Annotated in this window: 23 protein-coding genes and 1 riboswitch; of the genes, 6 read left to right on the top strand and 17 right to left on the bottom strand. The window is 72.2% G+C overall.

The genetic code is table 11. From position 1 onward, the window contains the following. Window positions 1-11: 11 nt before the first annotated feature. The 3 genes from ASD48_RS25900 to ASD48_RS25890 all read right to left on the bottom strand — a co-directional run bounded on the left by ASD48_RS25900 (window position 12) and on the right by ASD48_RS25890 (window position 1406). On the bottom strand, window positions 12-383 hold the full coding sequence (locus tag ASD48_RS25900) for a tetratricopeptide repeat protein (RefSeq protein ID WP_057604108.1): 372 nt from the start codon (window positions 381-383) through the stop codon (window positions 12-14). Between the two features lie 73 nt (window positions 384-456). Further along, window positions 457-909 (bottom strand): hypothetical protein, encoded by a 453-nt coding sequence (locus ASD48_RS25895; protein ID WP_057604107.1) that lies wholly within the window; start codon window positions 907-909, stop codon window positions 457-459. 2 nt (window positions 910-911) lie between these two features. Further along, window positions 912-1406 carry a MarR family transcriptional regulator gene (locus ASD48_RS25890; protein ID WP_057604106.1) on the bottom strand — a complete coding sequence of 165 codons (495 nt, stop codon included), beginning with the start codon at window positions 1404-1406 and terminating at the stop codon, window positions 912-914. 287 nt (window positions 1407-1693) lie between these two features. Here ASD48_RS25890 and ASD48_RS25885 point away from each other — a divergent pair, with 287 nt between their 5' ends. Beyond that, window positions 1694-2875, top strand: coding sequence for a cytochrome P450 (locus ASD48_RS25885; RefSeq protein ID WP_157880700.1), 1182 nt, complete (start codon window positions 1694-1696; stop codon window positions 2873-2875). A gap of 143 nt (window positions 2876-3018) precedes the next feature. On the opposite strand, the gene ASD48_RS25880 is transcribed toward ASD48_RS25885, so the two are convergent. The 5 genes from ASD48_RS25880 to metE form a co-directional block, all read right to left on the bottom strand. After that, a complete protein-coding gene (locus ASD48_RS25880) occupies window positions 3019-3366 on the bottom strand; it encodes a hypothetical protein (protein ID WP_057604358.1) in 348 nt (115 codons plus the stop codon). Window positions 3367-3418: 52 nt separating this feature from the next. Next, on the bottom strand, window positions 3419-5365 hold the full coding sequence (locus ASD48_RS25875; RefSeq protein WP_057604104.1) for a glycoside hydrolase family 9 protein: 1947 nt from the start codon (window positions 5363-5365) through the stop codon (window positions 3419-3421). Further along, a complete protein-coding gene (locus ASD48_RS46050; RefSeq protein WP_282438308.1) occupies window positions 5362-5490 on the bottom strand; it encodes a hypothetical protein in 129 nt (42 codons plus the stop codon). Before ASD48_RS46050 ends, ASD48_RS25875 begins: the two co-directional genes overlap by 4 nt. A gap of 119 nt (window positions 5491-5609) precedes the next feature. Further along, on the bottom strand, window positions 5610-6176 hold the full coding sequence (locus ASD48_RS25870; protein ID WP_057604103.1) for a universal stress protein: 567 nt from the start codon (window positions 6174-6176) through the stop codon (window positions 5610-5612). Window positions 6177-6467: 291 nt separating this feature from the next. Continuing rightward, window positions 6468-8786, bottom strand: a complete 2319-nt coding sequence (metE, locus tag ASD48_RS25865; RefSeq protein ID WP_057604102.1) for a 5-methyltetrahydropteroyltriglutamate--homocysteine S-methyltransferase — start codon at window positions 8784-8786, stop codon at window positions 6468-6470. 178 nt (window positions 8787-8964) lie between these two features. After that, window positions 8965-9168, bottom strand: a riboswitch (cobalamin riboswitch). Window positions 9169-9315: 147 nt separating this feature from the next. Here metE and ASD48_RS25860 point away from each other — a divergent pair. Then, a complete protein-coding gene (locus tag ASD48_RS25860; RefSeq protein ID WP_057604101.1) occupies window positions 9316-9585 on the top strand; it encodes a hypothetical protein in 270 nt (89 codons plus the stop codon). 31 nt (window positions 9586-9616) lie between these two features. Here ASD48_RS25860 and ASD48_RS25855 read toward each other — a convergent pair whose 3' ends face one another. Together ASD48_RS25855 and ASD48_RS45570 are read right to left on the bottom strand one after the other, a co-directional pair. Next, the gene (locus tag ASD48_RS25855) at window positions 9617-10105 is read right to left on the bottom strand and encodes a nuclear transport factor 2 family protein (RefSeq protein ID WP_057604100.1); all 489 of its coding nucleotides are present in this window, start codon (window positions 10103-10105) and stop codon (window positions 9617-9619) included. A 33-nt stretch (window positions 10106-10138) separates the two neighbouring features. After that, window positions 10139-10282, bottom strand: a complete 144-nt coding sequence (locus ASD48_RS45570; protein WP_242432731.1) for a hypothetical protein — start codon at window positions 10280-10282, stop codon at window positions 10139-10141. Window positions 10283-10622: 340 nt separating this feature from the next. Between ASD48_RS45570 and ASD48_RS25850 the strand changes: the two genes are divergently transcribed. Then, window positions 10623-11072: an ATP-binding protein gene (locus ASD48_RS25850; RefSeq protein ID WP_057604099.1), complete on the top strand. Its 450-nt coding sequence runs from the start codon at window positions 10623-10625 to the stop codon at window positions 11070-11072. A gap of 72 nt (window positions 11073-11144) precedes the next feature. On the opposite strand, the gene ASD48_RS25845 is transcribed toward ASD48_RS25850, so the two are convergent. Continuing rightward, entirely contained in the window at window positions 11145-12515 is a 1371-nt protein-coding gene (locus ASD48_RS25845) for a M1 family metallopeptidase (protein WP_079073974.1), read from the bottom strand. Window positions 12516-12681: 166 nt separating this feature from the next. Beyond that, window positions 12682-13278 (bottom strand): NAD(P)H-dependent oxidoreductase, encoded by a 597-nt coding sequence (locus ASD48_RS25840; protein WP_057604357.1) that lies wholly within the window; start codon window positions 13276-13278, stop codon window positions 12682-12684. 112 nt (window positions 13279-13390) lie between these two features. On the opposite strand from ASD48_RS25840, the gene ASD48_RS25835 reads away from it, so the two are divergent. Continuing rightward, window positions 13391-14227, top strand: a complete 837-nt coding sequence (locus ASD48_RS25835) for a helix-turn-helix transcriptional regulator (protein WP_057604097.1) — start codon at window positions 13391-13393, stop codon at window positions 14225-14227. A gap of 63 nt (window positions 14228-14290) precedes the next feature. On the opposite strand, the gene ASD48_RS25830 is transcribed toward ASD48_RS25835, so the two are convergent. The 4 genes from ASD48_RS25830 to ASD48_RS25815 all read right to left on the bottom strand — a co-directional run bounded on the left by ASD48_RS25830 (window position 14291) and on the right by ASD48_RS25815 (window position 17173). Then, window positions 14291-14935, bottom strand: coding sequence for a dihydrofolate reductase family protein (locus tag ASD48_RS25830; RefSeq protein WP_057604096.1), 645 nt, complete (start codon window positions 14933-14935; stop codon window positions 14291-14293). A 219-nt stretch (window positions 14936-15154) separates the two neighbouring features. Next, entirely contained in the window at window positions 15155-16120 is a 966-nt protein-coding gene (locus ASD48_RS25825; RefSeq protein ID WP_057604095.1) for a pirin family protein, read from the bottom strand. 77 nt (window positions 16121-16197) lie between these two features. Next, entirely contained in the window at window positions 16198-16686 is a 489-nt protein-coding gene (locus ASD48_RS25820) for a hypothetical protein (RefSeq protein ID WP_242432730.1), read from the bottom strand. Window position 16687: 1 nt separating this feature from the next. After that, complete coding sequence (locus tag ASD48_RS25815; RefSeq protein WP_057604093.1) at window positions 16688-17173, bottom strand: ATP-binding protein; 486 nt, start codon at window positions 17171-17173, stop codon at window positions 16688-16690. Window positions 17174-17303: 130 nt separating this feature from the next. Between ASD48_RS25815 and ASD48_RS25810 the strand changes: the two genes are divergently transcribed. Together ASD48_RS25810 and ASD48_RS25805 are read left to right on the top strand one after the other, a co-directional pair. Then, complete coding sequence (locus ASD48_RS25810; RefSeq protein ID WP_107095593.1) at window positions 17304-17534, top strand: DUF397 domain-containing protein; 231 nt, start codon at window positions 17304-17306, stop codon at window positions 17532-17534. Window positions 17535-17716: 182 nt separating this feature from the next. Next, entirely contained in the window at window positions 17717-18640 is a 924-nt protein-coding gene (locus ASD48_RS25805) for a helix-turn-helix transcriptional regulator (protein WP_057604092.1), read from the top strand. Window positions 18641-18651: 11 nt separating this feature from the next. Here ASD48_RS25805 and ASD48_RS25800 read toward each other — a convergent pair whose 3' ends face one another. Continuing rightward, a complete protein-coding gene (locus ASD48_RS25800; protein ID WP_057604091.1) occupies window positions 18652-19470 on the bottom strand; it encodes an SAM-dependent methyltransferase in 819 nt (272 codons plus the stop codon). Window positions 19471-19575 lie beyond the last annotated feature (105 nt).

Below are 19575 nucleotides of genomic sequence, written 5' to 3'. Positions count from 1 at the left end.
CCGCCGTGGGCTCAGGCCTCGGGGAAGTCCCCGGCCAGCGCCGAGGCGAGCCGCAGATGCGGTCCCGCCTCGGCGTGCCGCCCCTGTCGCTCCAGGGTCCGGCCCAGCATCAGCCGGGCGTAGTGCTCCACCGGGTCCCGCTCGACGATCAGCCGCAACTCGGTCTCGGCGCGCTGCAGTTGGGCCGAGTGGTAGTAGGAGCGGGCCAGCAGCAGCCGCGGTCCGGTCTGCTCCGGCACCTCCTCGACCAGCCCGACCAGCACCCGCGCGGCGGCGGTGTACTCCTTCGCGGCGAAGAACAGCCGCGCCCGCTCCCACCGCTCGGCCGGCGTTCCGTGGGCGTAGTAGGTGGTGTTGTCGGTCGTCTCGTATGTGGTGTCCACTCGTGCCTCCTTCGCGTCCGACAACCGGGCGTGGTGGTTGAATATTCCACTACCCGGGGGGTGTGCGGGTGCGCTACCGGGACGCGCGGGTCAGCTCCGCAAGCTCCGCCTCGGCCCGCTCGGTGACGCGGGCCAGGGCGCGGCCGGTGGCCGCCAGGTCCTCCGGGGGGATCCCGGCATAGATCCGCGCCGAGATCTCGCCCGTCTCGGCGCCGACGACGGCGAACAGCTCACGGCCGGCGTCGGTGGGCCGGACCAGAGGGCCGTCGGCCGCCAGCAGCCCCGCGGCGAGCAGCCCGTCGACGGTGGCGTGTGCGTCAGCCGCCTCGGTCTTGAGCGCGTCGGTCACCTGCCCTACGAGCGCGCCGCGTTCCAGCGGCCCGCCCGCGGTGACGGCCGTCCGCAGGGTGATCTGCTGGTGGAAGGTGGCGCCGTGGCGCGCCAGGACGTGCTCCAGGACGGCGCGGCCCGCGTAGTGCGCGAGCCCTATGGTGCGGCCGCCGACGGGCGGTGCGGTCTCGGTCATCGTCACTCCTGAGTTGTCTCGTCGGTGAGGTCGAGCGGTGCGTCGAGCGGTACGTCGAGCAGAAGGGCCAGTTCGCCGGTGAGCGCGCGCGTTCGCGGGCTCTTCAGGCCGCCGAGCGGTTCCAGCAGCCGCTCCAGCAGCCCCTGGACCACCTTGACGGCCCGCTGTGTCACGTCCTGGCCCCGCTCGGTCAGGGCGAGCTGTACGGCGCGCGGGTCGCGGGGATCCCGGGTGCGCTCGATCAGTCCGGCGGACTCCAGGGCGCGCGCCAGCTTGGAGACGTACAGCGGCTCCAGGCCGGTGTGGTCGGCCAGCCGGCGCTGGCTGGGCCGTTCGCCGGCGTGCTGCATCCCGTAGAGCGAGGCGACCAGCGAGTACTGGGCGTGGGTCAGGCCGAGCGGGGCCACCGCGCGGTCCACGGCCACACGCCACTTCGTCGACAGCCGCCACACCAGAAATCCGGGCGTCGCCCCTTCGGGGCCCTTGCGCTCACTCATGCACAATAGAGTACATGGCTACTATGTACATGGCTACTTAATCTCCGTCGCCGAGTCGGGAGTGACACGGGAGACGGGGGATCAGGTTTGCTGCGACGTCCGCCGAAGCAGTCTCAGGGGGATGCGTCCGGCTCGAACGATGAAGCGAAGGTGTGCGGCGTGTTCCTCTCGGACCGCGAGTCGGACACGCGGTTCCGGGACTGTGATCGGGACTGTGACCGGGACCGGGATCGTGACCGGCACCGGGTTCGTCGACCGTCGTCGCCGACAGTTCAGGGGAGGAAACCGTGGCCGTCGCACCCATGACCGAGATCGACATGTTCGCGACCTCGGATCAGCGCACCCGCTACGAGCAGTACCGGCAGCTGCGCGAGCTGGGCGCCGTCGTCCGGCTGCGCGAACCCGACGTGTACGCGGTCACCCGCTACGACGAGGTGAAGGCGGCGCTGGCCGATCACGGCACCTTCGTCTCCGGTGAGGGCGTGGGATTCAACCCGGTCGTGAACCAGATGATGCGGGGCGTCACCCTCGTCAGCGACCCGCCGGAGCACGACGTGCTGCGCTCCGTCGTCGGGGCCGGACTGCGTCCCCGGGCCCTGCGCGGTCGTGGTGAGGAGGTCGCCCGGAAGGCGCGGGACCTCGTCGGCGAAGTCGTCGCCAAGGGTGAGATCGACGGCGTCGCCGAGCTGGCCCAGGCGATGCCGATGGCGGTCGTCCCGGACTTGCTCGGACTGCCCGAACGCAACCGGGAGCACCTCTACGAGTGGGGGCAGGTGGGCAACGACCTGCTCGGTCCGGTCACCGAACGCACCCCGTACAACCTGGAGATGACGCGGCGCCTGTTCGCGTTCGCCCACGAACTCGCCGCCGACGGGGAACTCGCGCCGGGAAGTCCTGGGGCCGCCATGCTCGAAGCGGCGGACCAGGGTGTCATTCCCCGGGAGAAGTGCCCGCTCCTCCTCGTGGACTTCATCGGACCGTCGCTGGAGACCACCGCCGCCGCGATCGGCCATTTCCTCGTCGTCTTCGCCGAGCGTCCGGACCAGTGGGCCGCGCTGCGCGCCGAGCCCGGACTCGTGGCTTCGGCGGTCAACGAGCTGCTCCGGTTCGAGAGCCCCCTGCGGGGACTCACCCGCGTCGCGGCACATGACACGGAGCTCGGCGGGGTGACGATCCCGCAGGGCGCGCGGGTGTGGGCCCTGTTCGCCTCGGCGAACCGTGACGAACGCAAGTGGGTGCGCGCGGACGAGTTCGACCTCCGCCGCAATCCGCCGGACCACCTCGGATTCGGATACGGAGCGCACAGCTGTGTCGGACAGGGCGCGGCCCGCCTCGAAATGAACACCCTGATCCATGCGCTTCTCGAGTCCGTCGAGCGCATCGAACTCACCGGCGATCCGGTGATCGCGGAGAACACGCTGCTCAACACGTACGCCGAGATCCCCGTCCGACTCGTCGCGAGGAAATGACCCGACCTACCGGGCCGGGTGGTGGCCGTGGCCCGCGGCTGCCGGGTGTGCGGGGCGGGAGCCGGAAGCGGTCGGGAGCCGGAAGCGGTCCGGGAGTTGGAGGCGGTCGGGGAGCCGTCCGCTACCCCTCCACGCCTCCCGGTTCACTCCGGACGGGCCACGGCGTCCGCTACTGCCTCCTTCTGCAGATTCACCGCCGCCAGCAGGCTCAGCCCAGGTTCCGCCCGGCGCAGGGCCTTCACCGCCGCGACCGAGGCGATGTCGCCGGTGAAGCCGACGGCGGCCACTCGGGAGCGGACCCAGCGGGCACGCAGCTGGGTCTCGGTGGCGGCGGCCGTGGACTCGACTAGTGCGGCGGCGCGTTCCAGGCCCGGACGCTCCTCGGGCGAGGCCTCGGCCAGTGCCCGGCGCAGAGCCGCCGCGATCAGATCCGCGTCCCGGATGGCCAGCACGAAGTTGTTCTTCCTGCCCAGTCCCGTGATTCCTGTCATGGACAGCAGCCTGACGGTCATGATCCGTGGATGCCAAGCGACTTGAGGAGTCTCAGAGGCTCGGCTTCTCGCTGCCACCCCGCGCGGTCAGGGCGAAGGCCAGCAGCGCCGTCGTGGTGAAGTCCAGTGCGGGCTCCACCGTCTGCCAGGCGCCCACGTCGTCGACGTACCGTGCGCCCTTCCCGTCGAAGTCGGTCCAGGCCCCGGCCGGCGGGGCGGCGCTGCACTTCTTCATGGTCGGGAAGCCGTTCAGCTCCGCCAGCCTCGACGCGGCGTTGGGGCCGTTGACCACGGCGCCCCGCAGGACGGCGCCCTTTCCGTCGTGGCTGCCCCGGAGGTTGGCGAGCTGGTGTTCCGGGCAGTGCGGGTATACCTCACCCGCACCGATCACGAAGCTGGTTCCCCAGGCGTTGGCGCCGAGGGCCCAGCCTCGCTGCCGGCCGGCGAAAGCCGCGTAGCGGGTGTCTCCGGTGGCCCCGGCGTACAGGCGGGCGGTGGCCACCAGACCGAAGGTGTGCGGTACGGCGTCGAAGTCGTCGTAGACGGCGCCGGCTCCGAACGGGTCGTGCCCGGCGCGGGCGACACCGTCGTCCAACTGGCGGCGCAGGTCCGCGTATAGCTCCTCGGCCCCGATGCCGTTCGTCCGGGTGCCGTCCAGGACCGCGGCCAGGTCGACGTGGGCCAGGGCGCTGACGTCCGCGACGTTGAGAGTGCCCTTGACGTCGGAGTCCAGATAGTCCCCGGCCCATCCTGCCGCCGCGTCCGCCCAGTCGCTCTCCCGGCCGTCCCCGAGTTCCCGTGCGGCCAGGGCCAGTTCCGCGCCGCCGAACTCCATGTCGTCCTGCCACGAGTCCTCGGGGTAGAAGGCGCCCGGGAACGCCGTGACGAGCTGCTCGTCGGGGTCGTGACCGGTGTCGGCCAGGTCGTAGACGGCGGCGGCCTTGTCCAGCCACGCCCGGGCCTTCTCCGGCTCCGCGGCGGCGGCGCGCTGTGCGGCGAGGGCGAAGACCGCGGCCACCCGTCCCGCCAGATTGGGGCTGATCGCCTCGCCCGGTGCGGCCGCGCGGAAGACCGGCCGGTGCTTGATCGCGTACTCGGGGTCACCGGGTGACACGTCGAGTCGGTCGTCGGCCTCCGGCAGCCGCCACACGTCGTGGTCCGTCAGTACGGCGTCGTTGCCCGCGCCGATGCCCACCTGTGCGTAGAGGGTCTCGCTGTCCTCGTCCCACATCCTGTCCAGCCAGGCCAGCCCGTGCGAGGCCTCGGCGGACAGTTCCGCCATGCCCGGCAGGTCACGCTGGGCCAGCAGGAGTTCGGCGACCGAGTAGGAGGTGGTGCCGGTGAACTTGAGGAAGTCCCCCGCGTCGAACCAGCCGCCCGAGACGTCGACCCGGTCGCCGGTCGGGGTCAGCCGCTCGTCGAGCAGTTCGTCGCCCTCCTCGTCGTAGTCCGGTTCGGCGTAGACGGCCGCGTCCTGGTCGGCCAGATGCGAAGGGCCGTGCCGCAGGGCGCCGGGGAGCACGTCGGCTCCGTCGCGCTGTGCCTGCAGGAAGCGGACGTTGTCCCGGACGAGCGGGGTCATCAGCTCGCGGGCGCCGGCGATCCGGAACGCGGGCGAGCGGCCGGCCGCGGTGCCGGTCAGGACGACGCGGTAGGTGCCGGGGGTGTCGAGCGCGGTGAGGTCGACGGTGCGCACCGCGGGGTACTTGGCGTTCCAGCGGCCGGTGGAGGCCCCGAGCCGCCCCGCCGTGACGACGTCGTCCTCGGCGTCGACGACCTGGTAGCGCGCTCCGGCGAGGGCCGTCGAGGGCCCCATGACGTAGGCCCGCTTAGCCTCCCCTCGTACATAGCCGACCTGGTCGACCCGGATGGCCACCTCGGTCGCTGCGGGCCCGGTGCCGCCGTCGAAGGGCAGGCCGTGCAGGGTCGCGGCGAGGAGCAGCGTGCCGAGTCCCGCGGCGGCGCCGACGAGCAGCCGGGGCTTGCGCGGAGTGTTCATGCGCCCGGCTCGGGATCCGCGACGGACCCAGGCCGCGCGAGGTCCACCGCGGGGCCCGCGCCACGCAGCCGAGCAGCGACGAGCGTCCCCGGCTCGGGTTCGTCCTCCAAGATCCATACGCGCATGGTCCGGAGCTTAGACGATGCGGCCGCGGGCTTTACTCTGCGTGACGGAGCAGCCGCCTGGCGCTGCATTCCGCGACCGGTACCGCTCGGCGGCGGCGGGCCGTGCGGTCCCGATCGCCTCAGGCGTCGGGCGGCACGGTCTCGAACTCCCTCGCCACGTGCCGGGTGTCCAGCCGCAGCCCCCACGTGTTCCGGCGCTGCGCAGCCGCGAGGGAGTCCTGGAGAGGTGACGGCGGCACCGCCAGGACCGGGCAGGTGGCGCGGGCGAGGCAGTGACGGGCGGTCGACGGCCACAGGGCGCGGTGCAGCAGGCCGCGCCGTCCGGCGCCGATCACGAGGAGGTCGTCCTCCCGGTCCGCGGTTCCGACCAGCGCCGGACCCGGGGTGCCGCGCGCGATGAGGGGGCGGGTACGCAGCGCGGAGCCGTCACCCCCGAAGACCTCCCGCAGGGCACCGAGCAGCCGCTCACGTGCCAGCCGCTCCCAGTCCTCGACCAGGACGGCCGCCGCCGTCGTCCTGCGGGCGGCGAGTTCCCCGCCCGGCGGCTCCCAGGCCAGCACCGGCCAGAGCTCGGCTCCCCGGCGCCGCGCCTCGTCGGCGGCCCGGACCAGGGCGGTGAGACTCCCCAGAGAGCCGCTCACCCCCACGACGACACGGGCGGCCGAGGACGGGCGGGACTCGTACATCGCTTCCTCCGTTCTGCGTGCGCCGACCGGTCCCTCCGGGCGGCGGCCTTCCGCAAAACCGCTTCCCCCCGCCTACCCCGCAAGGCTCCGAACAGCCCGTACCCCGACCCGGTCCCGACCCGGTCCCGACCCGGTCCCGACCCGGTCCCGACCCGGTCCCGACCCGGTCCCGACCCGACCCCGACCGGGACCGGGATCGGGGCCGGGGGAGGACGGCGACTGCTTCCTCCCCCGGCCTGCTCGGCTCCTCGGCTGATCGACTCCTCGACCGCTCGGCCGGTCGGCCCGCCGTCAGGACGCGGAGAGTTCCTCACGCACGGCACGGGCGGCGGCGACCAGGTTCTCCAGCGAGGCCCGGGTCTCGGGCCAGCCGCGGGTCTTCAGGCCGCAGTCGGGGTTGACCCACAGACGCTCGGCGGGAATGGCCCTGAGACCGGTACGCAGCAGCTCGGCGGCCTCCTCGGTGCTCGGGACGCGGGGGGAGTGGATGTCGTAGACACCCGGTCCGGCCTCGCGCGGGTAGCCGTGCGCGGCGAGTTCGCGGGCGACCTGCATGTGGGAGCGGGCGGCTTCGAGGCTGATGACGTCGGCGTCGAGGTCGTCGATGGCCTGGACGATGTCGCCGAACTCGGCGTAGCACATGTGGGTGTGGATCTGCGTGTCCGGTCGCACGCCGCCGGTGCTGAGCCGGAACGCCTCGGTGGCCCAGGCCAGGTAGGCCGGGCGGTCGGCGGTCCGCAGCGGCAGGGTCTCGCGCAGCGCGGGTTCGTCCACCTGGATCACCGAAGTCCCGCCCGTCTCCAGGTCGTCGACCTCGTCGCGCAGGGCGAGGGCGACCTGGCGGGCGGTGTCGCCGAGGGGCTGGTCGTCGCGGACGAAGGACCAGGCGAGCATGGTGACGGGGCCGGTGAGCATGCCCTTGACCGGGCGGTCGGTGAGGGACTGGGCGTACGTCGTCCAGCGCACGGTCATCGGTGCGGGCCGGGAGATGTCGCCGGCCAGGACCGGCGGGCGGACGTAACGGGTGCCGTAGGACTGCACCCACCCGTGCTCCGTGGTCAGGTACCCGGTGAGCCGCTCGGCGAAGTACTGCACCATGTCGTTGCGTTCGGGCTCGCCGTGCACGAGGACGTCCAGGCCCGCCTTCTCCTGGAAGGAGACGACGTCCTGGATCTCGGCACGGATGCGCTCCTCGTAGGCGGCGGTGTCGATCCGGCCGGTGCGCAGGGCGGCGCGGGCGGTGCGCAGTTCGCCGGTCTGCGGGAAGGACCCGATGGTGGTGGTCGGCAGGAGGGGCAGCCGGAGATGGGCACGCTGGGCCGCGGCCCGCACCGCATACGGCTGGGAGCGGCGGGCGTCGGCGTCGCCGACGGCGGCGGCACGGGCCCGGACGGCCGGGTCGTGGGTGAGGGGGGAGCCGGCCCGGGCGGCCAGGTCGGCCCGGTTCGCGGCCAGTTCGCCGGTGATCGCGTCGGTACCGAGAGTCAGACCCCTGGCAAGGGTGACGACTTCGGCGGTCTTCTGGCGGGCGAAGGCCAGCCAGCGCCGGATCTGTGGCTCGATGTCCCGTTCCAGGTTCGTGTCGAGGGGCACATGGAGCAGCGAGCAGGAGGCGGCCACATCGACCCGGTCGGCGAGCCCGAGCAGGGTGCCCAGGGTGGCGAGGGACTTCTCCAGATCGTTGATCCAGACGTTGCGGCCGTTGACGACACCGGCCACCAGCCGCTTGCCGGGCAGGCCGCCCACGGCCGCGAGGGCGTCGAGGTCGGCGGCCGCGGCGCCGGTGAAGTCGAGGGCGAGGCCGTCCACGGGGGCCTTGGCCAGGACCGGCAGCGCGTCGCCGAGCCGGTCGAAGTAGGAGGCGACCAGGAGCCTGGGCCGGTCGGTCAGGGCGCCGAGAGCGCGGTAGGCGCGGGCGGTGGCAGCCAGTTCGGCCGGGGTACGGTCCTGGACGAGGGCGGGCTCGTCCAGCTGTACCCACGCGGCGCCGGCCGCGCGCAGGTCGGCGAGCACCTCGGCGTACACCGGCAGCAGCCTGTCCAGCAGGCTGAGCGGCTCGAAGTCCGCGGGCACGCCCGGGGCGGGCTTGGCGAGCAGCAGGTAGGTGACCGGGCCGACCAGTACCGGGCGGGCGCTAAGCCCGAGGGCGAGGGCCTCCCCGAGCTCGGCGACCTGCTTGGCCGGATCGGCCGTGAAGACGGTGTCCGGTCCCAACTCGGGTACCAGGTAGTGGTAGTTGGTGTCGAACCACTTGGTCATCTCGAGCGGCGCGACGTCCTGGGTGCCGCGTGCCATGGCGAAGTAGCCGTCGAGCGGATCGGTGGCGACGGCGTCGCGGTGGCGGCCGGGGATCGCGCCGACCATGACGGTGGTGTCCAGGACGTGGTCGTAGTACGAGAAGCCGCCGGTCGGTACCTCGTCGATGCCGGCCTCGGCGAGCTGCCGCCAGTCGGCGGCGCGCAGTTCGGCGGCGGTGGTCCGGAGGGCGTCGGCGGTGACGCGGCCCTTCCAGTAGCCCTCTACGGCCTTCTTCAGTTCCCGGTTCGGTCCCTGGCGGGGGTAGCCGTACACGGTGGCCCGTGCCGCCGCGGCTGCGGACTTCGCTGTCACGGAAATCTCCTTCGCGAGATATCTCCCTGGGATCCCGGGACGGGACGCGAGCGCGAAGGGGTGACGAACCGGGCGGACCGATCCCGCGCGGCGCGGCGCGGTCGTTCGCCTGATATGTACGCCGACCCGCCCACGAGGTCACCGGGATTTCCGCGCACGAGTCCTTTCGCGCGCGGGCAACGGGCAGGTCTTCGGACTCACGGGCACGTCTCTGTGTACGGAGTGCGTACGAGACACCTACTGGCCGTCGCTTCCCAGACCCTGTTCGTGGGTCCAGTGCGTATGACGGCGGTCGTTCCCGCTCACCGCTGCGGGGCAGTCCCGGATTTCCACCGGGTTCCCTCTTGCGACGCATCCCGCCTGGCGGACGGGGCGAACCAGCTGCGCCCGCCAGCCTACGGGGCGCTCCTCCGGCGCGCCGGATGACCTCGGCCGTTCGGATGGTGAGGTGGAACACGCGTTCGGCATGCTTGGAAGACGCCGAGGGCGGGAAGCGCCCCACTCCGACTTCCACGCAGCGAGGATCACCATGTCCAAGGACCGTCCCTGGAACCGCAGTCCCGAACCGGAGCCCGCCGGGCGGCCCGCACCGGCGCACGTCTTCCCGCCGTTGGCCGGGCTGGAGATCCACGGTATGGACGACGCGCAGGTCCGGGCCCACTGCCTGCGACAGGCCCGGTACCGGCTCGCCTCCTACGAACACCTGCGCCGCCGCGACGACGAGCACCTGGAGACCGCCACCAGGTACGCCGTCCTCGCCGATGCCTTCCGGCCCGGGTCCACGCCCACGGAGGAGTAGCCGCGTGCCGCGCGCCGATCGCGACGGTGGGTCACGCAACCGGTGCGGGCCGGAACTCCGGGGGGAGCTCGGGCGGCTGACCTGTGGTCCACATCGCCTGGACGGACATGCGGCTGATACGCCATCCCCCGTGCTCGCGCCGCAGTTCGGCCTCCCAGTGGCCACCCACCGTGAAGACAGGGTCGGCGTCCTCGCCGCGCCGCCGAAGCGTCTCCTCGTGGTGAACGTGCGTCATCAACGCGTTCCAGGACGCCGTGGCCCTCCCCGAGGCCGGTTCGACGTCGACCAGGAGGTCGGAGGTGATGTGCTGGGTGCGGGCGTACCGCTCGAGTGCCTCCCTGGCGTGCGCCATCGCGTCGACGCCGTCGGCCGCGCCGATCGGGGTCGTCGTCCGGACGTCGTCGGTGACGTAGTCACGGGCCCAGTCGCCCTCGAACTTCCGCTCGTCCAGAGCTCGGAAGAACCGGCTGACGAGCCTGCTGATCTCGGTGTGATCCGTCTGCGTGGTCGTAGTGGTCATGGCCGAAGCGTCGGCCCTCAAGCGCGCTTGAGGTTAAGGTCGGAGCGCGTCCGGTCGCATCGCGGCGGGGCGCAGCACGTGGGGTCGGCCCTGCGCGCCGCTCACCTGCCGGTGGGCGGCGAGGAAGACGTTGATGCCGCTGGAGTCCATGAAGGCCACGCCGCCGAGGCCGGCCACGATCCGCGGGGCGGCACGGCTCCGTCCGCGCGGAGCGGGGCTTCGCCGAGGACCTCCCTGACGTCGTGGTCGATCCCGCCCCGCACGGTCACGGCCCGGACGCCGTCGACCACGCGACGCGCGACGGACAGCTGCTCGGCCGGTCCGCTTTCCCGATACCGGTCACCGTCTCCTCGACTGCGTTTAGGCTGGCCCCCGGGCGAGGGGCGGGCGCGGAGGATTCCGTCCCACCACCGCGGCGGCACGCACCCGGGCGGCTGTGCCGGGCGGCATCCCGTGGCATGCATCGCGCGATGGCGGGTACCGGCGCACGTGACCGGGGGAGTGAGGGCGAGGACACGTGGAATCCCACGCCGGAGGCGACGGCTCTACCGGGCTGGACGGCCACCTGATGCGCGCCGGATACTCTCTGGGCGCGGACGACGCGAGCATCGCGGACGCCCGCCACCATGCCGTCGCCTTCCTCGACCGGGCCCATGACCACCATCGCCTGCCCGATCCGGCCCGCGCGCGGGACCTCACCCAGCTGGTGGTGAGCGAGCTGGTCACCAACGCCCGCAAGTACGCCCCGGGCCCCGTTCTGATGGAGCTGCGCCTCACGGCCCACGCGGTGGAAGTCGTCGTGTGGGACAGCGACCCGACGGTGCCCGCGGCCCGGGCGAGCGATCCCGGACGGATCGGCCAGCACGGCCTGGAGATCGTCAAGGCGGTGACGGACGACCTGTTCGTCGAGCAGGAACCGGTCGGCAAGCGCATCACCGCCCGCATCGCCCTCGACGGCCCTGGCTGACCCACCCCGCAACAGCGCCGCCCCGCACCCGGCGCAGCGGTAAGTCCCCTCCGCTCGCGGGTCGTTGCGCCGTCACCGGATGCGGTGGGCCTCCCAGAACGGACGGAGATCCTCGTCCGTCATGGACTGGGCGGCCTTCTTGAAGTCGGCGGTGGTGGAGACGCCGTACCAGTGCTCCCGGGCGTACCGCTCCAGGAGCCGCGCCATGGTGTCGGGGCCGAGGGCGCGTTCCAGGTCGGCCAGGGCGCAGGGCCCGGCCGTGTAGACGAGGTGGTACGTGCCGCGGTGCTGCGACCAGTAGGCCATCGAGGAGGTCAGCGCGGCACTGTCGTCGGGCCAGTAGACGTCGGACCAGCAGTCGCCGGTCTCCCAGCCGTAGAAACGGGCGTTGGCGTACTGGGCGAAGCTCTCGTCCAGCCATGGTGAGGTGTACTCGTCGTTGCCGACGATGCCGTACCACCACTGGTGCGCCAGCTCGTGGACGACGGCCCCGCCCTCCTCGGTGGTGCCGAGGAGGACGAGTCCGGGGTACTCCATGCCGCCGCCGAACCCGGGGGTCATCACGAGGTCGATCTCGCCGTACGGATAGCGGCCGAACTCCCGGCCGAACCGGTCGACCGCCGCCACGGCGTCCGCGCGGGTGAGGCGCACGCCCTCGGCGGGGGTGTCGGCCGCCCAGTACGCCTTCACACGCACGCCCCCGGGCGTGGTCCGCGCCGCCGTGCGGAACGGGCCCGCGGCCCACGCGAAGTCCCGCACCCGGTCCGCGACAGCGACGGTGACCGTACGGCCCGGGCCGCCGGGGAGGCTTCGGGTATGCCCGGTCGTGGGCACCTTCAGGGCCGACGGGTGGTCGAGACGGACGCGGAAGTCGCTCGTCAGGGCGTAGAAGCTCTCACCGAGCGCCACGTACGGGTCGAGGTGCCACCCCTTCGCGTCGTGGACGGCGAGCACCGGCAACGCGTTGCCGAGGAAGCGGTAGGCGCCTTCGCGGCCGAAGCGGGCGTTGCGCGCGGGCACCGTGATGGAGACATCGAAGGCGACGGCCGTCCGCGCGCCGCGCGCGAGCGGCTTCGGCAGGGCGATGCGCAGGGCCGTGCACCCCACGGAGGGACGCCCCGGCGTGCCTCCCGACACGCTCGACACGACGACGGGGGAGGGTGCGCCGGGCGTGCCGCACATGTCCTCGCCGTTGCCCCAAAGCCGCAGGTACACCGCACGCAGCGGCCGGTCGGACGCGTTTTGGAACGACACCCGCTGCCGTCCGGTCCAGTGGCCGCCGTCGGCGTCGGAGCGCAGGGTCACGTCGTAGCGCGCCCGATCGGGCGTCGCCGCGGCCCTGGGCACCCCGTGCCCGGTGGCCGCGCCGGCCTCGCGCACACCGGCGCCGACCGCCGTGAGCAGCAGCACGAGCAGCACGACGAACAGACGACGGACGGGCATGGGCGACCGCAAGGCCAACGACGACATGCCAGCCGATACTGCCACAACACCCTTACTATGGCGCCGAGTTGGACGGGAATGCCGCCGGGACCACTCCGCAGCCCCTCGCGTCAGCCGGTGCGGGTGCGGGTGCGGGTGCCGGTGCCGTTCCCCGCGTCGCCCGTCGTCATGCGGGATAGGGGGTGGTCTCGCGCGCCGTGCGCAACGCCCCCGCCCACCAGGCCAGTTGGTCGAACAGGGTCTTGGCGTACCCGGGGACCTGGGGATCGAGCGGACGGCCGTCCTGCCACGCGGTGTAGTAGTTCGGGAAGGCCAGGCCGTCGCGGATGGTCACCGCGTGCAGCTCGGTCAGCACGTTCTCCAGGTGCAGCACCGCGTGCCGGCCGCCTGCCGCGCCGCCGTAACTGACGAACGCGACGGGCTTGGCCGTCCACTGGGTGAAGTGCCAGTCGATGGCCGCCTTCAACGAGGCGGGGTAGCTGTGGTTGTACTCCGGCGTGACGACGATGAACGCGTCGGCGCTCTCCAGCGCCGAGGTCAGTTTCGTCATCCCGGCCGGACGGGGATAGTCGTCGCCGGCGAACTTCGGTGAAGCCGCGGGCAGGGTGAGCGGGAGGTCGATCCCGGCCAGATCGACGACCTCCACCTCGAAACCGGCGTGCAGGCGCGCCTGTTCGGCGATCCACGAGGTCACGACCGGGCCGAACCGTCCCTCCCGGACGCTCCCGAGGATGATCACCAGCTTGTGCTTGTCGTTGTTCATGCCCACCACGATCAGGCCGCACCGTGGCCGCAGCCAGACCGTGCTCAGGCTGGCCCCCACAGGGCCACGCTGAGCCCGGCGCGATCAGCGGACGGCGGCCTATCCTCGTCGCATGGGCACGCCGTTGGGAGATTTCGTCCGGGCCAAGCGCGACAGCATCCAGCCGCAGTCGCTGGGGCTTCCCGATCGCGGCCGCCGCCGGTCACCGGGCCTGCGACGGCTGGATCTCGCCGCACGGGCAGGCATCAGCGTCGAATACCTGACCCGCATCGAGCAGGGCCGTGACCGCCGCCCCTCGCCGGCGGTCGTCCACGCGCTCGCCGACGCGCTCAGCCTCGACGCCTCGGAGCGCGACCATCTGCGCTACCTGGCGAAGATCACCGGCGGCGAATGCTCCGCGCACACCCGGCCCGCACCGGCACCCCGGACTGTGCGACCGTCCGTCCTCGAAACGCTGCGCCTCCTCGAACCGGGCATCGCCGTGGTCACCAACCGGCTGGGCGACCTCCTCGCCCACACCAGCGCGTACGAGTCGGTGACCGGTGCGGCCGGACTGCTCGACGCCGACGCTCCGAATCTCACCCGCTACGTCTTCACCGACGCCCGCGCCCGCACGTTCTTCGCCGACTGGGACGACATCGCCGACGAGCAGGCGTTCGACCTCTGGCGCGGGCCGTCCGTCGAGAACGCGGAGTGGCTCACCGCGCAACTCGCGGCCCTCGCCGGACCCGACTTCACCCGCCGCCGCAACCGCCACGTGGTTCCACGCCGTGGCGTCCTGCGGCTGCACCACCCCTCCGGGGCCGAACTCCGGCTGCGCCGCGAGACACTCGAACTGCCCTCGGACGCACAGCAGGTCGTCGTCCTCCTTCCCGCGGACGACTCGACGGCGCAGGCCGTCGAGCAACTCCGCAGGCGGCCCCACCGCCCGCTCCGGGCCATCTCGTGACGGACTCCGCCCGGGCAGACGACCCGGGCCCGCCCGGCCGCGGCAGGTTCACCGCGGGACGGCTCAGCCGCCGTGCCCGACACCGCGATCGGGCGCGCTCATGTCCCCGGTCCCGGGGGTGCCTTCGGCGAGCCCGTAGCGCAGGTACACGGTGCCCTTCGGGCCGGCTGCCGGCGGTTCGAGGAGGGTGACGTTGGTGGGCACCGCGCCACCGTCGAACACCTTCTTCCCGACGCCGAGCACGATCGGGTGCACCCAGAGGTCGAGCCGGTCGAAGAGCCTCTCGCGCAGGAGGGTCTGCACCAGGTTCAGGCTCCCGACGACCTTCACGTGCTCGTGCCGGTCCCGGATCTCGCGCACCGCGCCGGCCAGATCCGGCCCGAGCTGCGTCGACCCGGCCCACGCGAGGTCGGGCCTGCCCCGGGAGGCCACGTACTTCGGGACGCTGTTGAACAGCGTGGCGATCTCGTCGTCCTCGCCGCCCTCCTGGTTCGGCCAGTGGGCGGCGAAGATGTCGTACGTCCGCCGGCCGAGCAGGAGAGCGTCCGTCCCCTCGTACGCGGCCATGACCTGCGCCCCGGCGACCTCGTCGAGCAGGGGCGCCTGCCAGCCGCCGTACGGGAACTCCGCCGGGTCCTCCTCGGGGCCGCCGGGCGCCTGCCCGACGAGGTCGAGGGTCGCGAACAGCTCGATGTGGATGAGGCCCATGTCCTGCTCCCGGTGGGATCGTCTCGGTGGGGAGGTAGACCGGTGGGCGCCGGCGGACTCATCGTTGCCACGCAACCCGGATGCGTCCGTGTCCCGGCACTCCCGACTCACGATAGGTCACCGGCCGCGTCCTCACCGGATGGCTGCCGTTCCCCCGGCGTCACCGCAGGTCAATGGCGTGATCCACGGCCGCGGCCGGCCGGCTCCGCTTTTCCCGGGTCAGCGCACCCTTCCGCGCGGCTTCAGCGGGGTCGGCGGCAGTTCCGGGGCGCGCAGCGGAGCGCCGTCGTAGCCCTTCACCTCGCCGAAGCGGGTGCCCGTCGTCCAGTCCTCGCGGGCCTGGGCGATCTCCTCCTGGGAGCGGCCGACGAAGTTCCACCACATGACGAGCTCCTCCTCGAACGGTTCGCCGCCGAGGAGCATCAGGCCCGCGTCGGACTCGGCCCGCAGGGACAGTTCGGTGCGCCCGCAGCCGAGGTAGAGCATCGAGCCCGGCAGCACGGGCACCCCGTCCACGTGTGCCTCGCCGGACATCGACAGCACGCCGTACTCGAAGTCGGGGTCCAGCGGCAGCCGGACGTCGGCGCCCCGGGCGAGGGCCAGGTCGGCGCCGACGAGGGGGGTGTACGTGGTGCCGGGGGAGGCGGCGCCGTCCAGGGCGCCGAGGAGCACGGTGGCGGTGAGGCCGGGGGCGGTGACCGTGGGCAGCTCGGCGTGGTGCTCGAAGCGGGGGTCGGTGTGCCGGTGGGCGTCCGGGAGCGCAACCCACAGCTGGGCGCCGTGCAGGTAGCGGGCGTGCGCACGCGGGCTCTCCTCGGAGTGGCTGATCGCCCGCCCCGAGGTCATCAGCCCGAGTTCCCTGGGCCGGATGGTCTGGAGGCTGCCGGTCGAGTCGCGGTGCAGCACCTCGCCCTCGTGCAGCCAGCTGACGGTCTGCAGCCCCATGTGCGGATGCGGCGGGACCTGCATGCCGGGCTCGTCGGCGATGTCGTCGGGGCCGTAGTGGTCGACGAACGCCCAGGCGCCGATCATGCGCCGGCCGAGGTTCGGCAGCAGTCGGCGCACCTCGGTCGACCCGCCGAGCTTCACCTGCCGGGGGCTCAGCAGTTCGCGGACGGGTTCGGCTACGACGAATCCACGGCCGCCGCACAGGCTCGGTACGGGCGCGCGGTCAAGGTTGCTCATGCGGCCAACCTAGCGGTCGGGTGCGGCGGTGCGCAGAACGGGCGGCGCGGGCCGGGGCGCGGTCCGCGGCGGCGGCTTCAGTCGGCCAGGGCCGCGGCGAGTTCCGTGGTGGCCCGTACGAGGTCGGTGTCCCGCTCGGCGAGCAGTTGACGCAGGACGTCGCGCTGGGCGTGGACGGCGTGCCGGGCCGCGCGTTCCCATGCCACGTAGTTGTCGGGGTGGTGCAGCAGCTTGGGGTAGGCGGCGGCGGTGGTCTCCCACTGCCGGGTGTCGGCGATGCTCTTCAGCAGGCCCAGGATCTCCGCGCGGCAGGTGACCTGGGGGAGCCGGACCAGTTCCCAGAGGAAGGGCACCGTGGCCGCCGTCGCCTCGTCGACGACGAAGCCGAACTGGCAGATCCGGCGGCGCAGTTGGCCGAGTGCCGTGCCGGCGCTGGCGGCGTCGCCCCGGGCGAGCGTGGTGAGCAGGAAGGGGATGCCCGCCGCGGAGCCGGTGGAGTCCTTGATCTCGGGCCACGGCACGTGTCCCAGGTCCTTGAGCGGTGCGGGTCTCTTCGTCGCAGTCATGTCAGGTGTCAAGTATCGGGTAGGGGTCGGGACGGGAGTGGGTCGGCAGCATCGCCCAGACGGTCTTGCCCACGGGAGGGCGCCGGGTCCAGCCCCAGTGTTCGGAGAGGGCCTCGATGATGTGCAGTCCGCGGCCGTGTTCCAGGAGGGCGTCCGTGGTGCGCGCGTGGACGGGCAGGCTGTCGCTCGGATCGGTGACCGCGCACACCAGGTGCGCGCGGCGCAGGGTCAGCCGGAGCCGCACGTGGAACTCGTCCGTCGAGGTGTGCGGCAGCGCGTGCAGGACGGCGTTGGCGGCCAGTTCCGTGACGACGGTGACCGCGTCGTCGGTGCAGCGGGCCAGGGACCAGCAGTCGAGGGTGCGCTGGGTGAACTCCCGGGCCTGGGCGAATCCCTCCCGGCTGCCCGCGAGGTACAGGGCGGCGGTTCTCGGGGATTCACGGACGGAGACGGACTCGTGGCTCCGGAACTGCGCAGGTGATGACACGGGGCATCTCCCTGAGGCGGCGTCAGGACGTCGGGTTGCCAGTGCGGTTGACGGCATGGCTATTATCCACGCTGACGAGGTCCTCGTGCAATTTCACGAGAAATTGCGCGTACGAAGCGAGGAGAGTGCAGTGTCGTCAGTGTCGAACGGAGTGCGGGCGAGTTCGCTGGGCGTCCGCTGGATCAAGAGCAGTCACAGCAACGCCGAGGGCAACTGTGTGGAGGTGGCGGCCCTGGTCGGGGGAGGTGTCGCGGTGCGCAACTCCCGTGATCCCGACGGTCCGGCGCTGGTGTACACGCCGGCCGAGGTGGCAGCGTTCGTGGCCGGGGCGAAGGACGGGGAGTTCGACCACCTCGTCTGACGCCTCGTCCGACACCCGGTCCGAGGTCCGGGCCGGCAACAGAGTCGGCACCTGGCTCGGCGTCTGGTTCGGCATCTGGTTCGAGGGGGCTGTGTGGAGGCTCAATTCCCCTGCCGCGTGCGGTCGGAGGCCTTCGGATGCGATACTGCGGTCTGTCGTCTGCCGGTCCACGGGGAGTCAGGATGTCTGTCGAGTCGCCTCGAGTGTCCCGCCTCGAACCGTATCTGAACCGGGCCGAGCCCGCCCCGACCTTGCTCAAAATGCTGGTCGGCGTGCAGCTGGCGGGTATCCGGGAGGACTCCGGCCTCTCCCAGGACCAGGCCGCTCGGGCCGTCGGGTTCAGTCCGGCCAAGCTGTCGCGCATCGAGGCGGGCAAGGGGCGCAGACCGCCCGTCGAGGCGGACGTCCGCGCCCTGCTGTCGCTGTACGAGACCGACGATCACGAGGCCTCCGTACTGCTCCGGTTGCTGCGGCAGGCGGGCGAGCCCGGCTGGTGGCAGCGCTACGACAAGCGGCTCATGCCCGAGTGGTTCGACCGGCTGGTCGGCCTCCAGGAGGCGGCTACCGCCATCCGTACCTTCGAGATCCAGTATGTGCCGGGCCTGCTGCAGACCCCCGCGTACGCACGTGCCGTCGTGGAGCGCGGGCTGCCTTCGGCGACGTCCCGGGAGGTCGAGCGCCGGGTGGAGCTGCGGACGCGGCGCACCGAACTGCTGCGCAGACCGGACGCCCCACGGGTGTGGGCGGTCCTCGACGAGTCGGTGCTGCTGCGGGTGCTGGGCGGCCGCGACGTGATGCGCGAGCAGCTCACCCACCTCGTGGAGCTGGCCGCGCTGCCCCATGTCACGGTCCAGGTGGTCCCGTTGGACGTCACGCATGCCTCCGCGCCGGCCATACCGGTCACCTATCTGCGGTTCGGCGGCGTCGATCTGCCCGACGTCGTCTACCTGGAGCAGATCAGGAGCGCGACCTTCCTGGAGGACCGGGACGAGACGGAGGAGTACCGGGTCGCGCTGGACCGGCTCGCGGACGAGGCCCTCGATCCGCGTGCCTCGATGGCGCTGCTGAAGGAGACGGCGGAGCGGCGCTATGTCGCCGCTCCGTGAGGTGAGGCGGCTCAGCCCAGGCGGCCCACTCCGCCGAACTCGATCCACTCCTGGGTGAGTTGGCGAGGAGCGACCTCGGTGTCGGGCCGCCAGGTGGAGACCTCCACCAGTCCCGGGTCGAGGATGGCCATGCCCTCGAAGAACGAGGCGACGTCCTTCTCCTGGCGCACCCGGCCCCAGTGGCCCTGCGTGGCCTTGTCCATGAAGTCGGTGACGAACGCCCTGACCTCGGGGTCCTCGCTGACCAGCTGGCACATCACCAGGAAGCTGCCGGGCGCGAGGCGTTCGGTCACCCGGCGGATCACCGCCTGCGGACCGTCGGTGTCGCTGTCGGGGATGCAGTGGAAGACCGAGTTGAACAGCACGGCCACCGGCTGCGAGAAGTCGATCAGTCGCCGGGTGTCCTCGTGCGTGAAGATCGCCTCGGTCTCCCGCAGGTCGGCGTGGATGACGGTGGTCCGCTCGTCCTGCTCGAGCAGGGCCCGGCCGTGCACGAGCACCATGGGGTCGTTGTCGACGTAGACGACCTGTGCGGTCGGGTCGACGCGCTGGGCGACCTGGTGCACGTTGTCCTGGGTGGGCAGGCCGGAGCCGTGGTCCAGGAACTGCCGGATCCCGAACTCCCGCGTCAGGGTCTTCACGACCCGTTGGAGGAAGCGCCGGTTGTTCAGCGCGAGGGCGCGGGTGCTCGGGACGACCTTGTCGAGCTCCTCGCAGGCCGCCCGGTCGGCCGCGTAGTTGTCCTTGCCGCCCAGGTAGTGGTCGTACATGCGTGCGGCTGTGGGGACGGCCGCATCGATCGACGTGGACAGCTGCTTGCCAGGCTGCATCTCTTCCCCCAGAACGCCGCCGCACCACGGACTGGCGCGGTCGACAACACATCCTAGGGACACGGTAATTGGCGAACCACCCCCGTGATCGGCGGTTCCCCTGAA

This window comes from Streptomyces sp. Root1310, assembly GCF_001426425.1.
In the GTDB taxonomy this organism is placed as follows: domain Bacteria; phylum Actinomycetota; class Actinomycetes; order Streptomycetales; family Streptomycetaceae; genus Streptomyces.
Note: the sequence above shows the minus strand (reverse complement) of the source record. Positions and strands in the feature narration are given on the sequence as shown.